Origin of the sequence: Achromobacter insuavis, from assembly GCF_902859645.1 — a bacterium.
GTDB classification, from domain to species: Bacteria; Pseudomonadota; Gammaproteobacteria; order Burkholderiales; family Burkholderiaceae_B; genus Achromobacter; species Achromobacter insuavis.
Genome location: NZ_CADIJR010000182.1, coordinates 1 through 1,454, shown reverse-complemented (window position 1 = coordinate 1,454; position 1,454 = coordinate 1). Strand labels below are relative to the sequence as shown.

Sequence of the window (1,454 nt, the reverse complement as noted above, 5' to 3'; positions counted from 1 at the left end):
CGCCGCGGGCCGCGCCGCCCGGCCGCTGGAGGGCGTGCCCGTGGCCATCAAGGACAACATCCACGTCGCGGGACTGCCCAACACCGCCGGCACCCCCGCCCTGCGCCACTTCCGTCCGGCCGAGGACGCGCCTGTGGTGCGGCGGCTGCGCGAGGCCGGCGCCGTCATCGTCGGCAAGACGCACATGCATGAACTGGCGTTCGGCGTGTCCGGCTTCAACACCGCCTATCCCGGCCCGCGCGGCGCGGGCACCCGCAACGCCTATGACCCCGAGCGCATCGCCGGCGGCTCGTCCTCGGGCAGCGGCGCCGCCGTGGGCGCGCGGCTGGTCCCGGCCGCGCTCGGCACCGACACGGGCGCCTCGGTGCGGCTGCCGGCCGCGCTCAACGGCGCCGTCGGTTTCCGGCCATCGGTGGGGCGTTATGACGGCGCCGCCATCACGCCGATTTCGCATACCCGCGACACCCCCGGCCCCATCGCCAACGAAATGGCCGACATCGCGCTGCTGGACGCCGTGCTGAGCGGCGACGCCGCGCCGCTGCCGGCGCTGAAGGCCGCCGACCTGCGGCTGGGCCTGCCCGCCTATTTCTGGCAGGACCTGGACCCGCAGGTCGAGGCCGCGACGCAGGCCGCCCTGGCGCGCCTGCGCGCGGCCGGCGTGACCCTGGTCCCGCTCGACATGCCCGGCCTGGAAGCCAGCAACGCCGCCACCAGCATGCCGCTCTGCCTGTACGAGCAGAAGCCCGACCTGATCGATTACCTGCAACGCCATGCGGTCGGGGTGAGCTTCGAGGACGTCGTCGCGCAGATCTCCAGCCCGGACGTCAAGGCCATCTTCGACAACCTGATCGTGCCGGGCGTGCTGCCCACGCCATCGGGCGAGGTGTTGCCGCTGCGGCCTCTGTACGACAGCGCCATCGCGGTGCATCGCGACGCGCTCATCGACGTCTACCGCCGCGCGTTCGAGCAGCACGCGCTGCACGGCCTGCTGTTTCCCACGGTGCCGGTGCCGCCGCCGCTGGCCGCGCCGGAAGCCAGCAGCCTGGAAACGTTCCAGCGGCTGGCGCGCAACGTCGATCCGGGCAGCAATGCCGGGCTGCCCGGCCTGAGCCTGCCGGCCGGCCTGTCGGCGGACGGGCTGCCGATCGGACTGGAAGTGGATGGGCTGCCCGGCGCGGATCGCCAGATCCTCGCGGTCGGCATGGCGCTCGAACCGCTGCTGGGCCGGCTGGCGCCGCCGCAAGCATGATGCGCCTGCCCGCCCAGGCGGCGGCTGCGCCTCAGGCGGGGTCCGCGCGCATGGCGGCCAGGGTCGCGTCCAGCGCGCCGGCCACGCCCAGCGTGCGCAGCGATTGCGCCGCCTGCGCCACCTCGCGCACGAAGCGCGCGTCGCCGCCCAGGTCGCCGAACACGGCGGCCAGGGCCGTCATCTCCCGCGCCCAGGCCAGCGCGGC

Annotated in this window: 1 protein-coding gene; it reads left to right on the top strand. The window is 74.8% G+C overall.

Features of this window, described 5'->3' with window-relative positions; genetic code table 11:
* A partial coding sequence (iaaH, locus tag H0523_RS32000; protein WP_180180323.1) for an indoleacetamide hydrolase occupies positions 1-1,249 on the top strand: 1,249 nt, incomplete at its 5' end.
* Between the last annotated feature and the right edge of the window lie 205 nt (positions 1,250-1,454).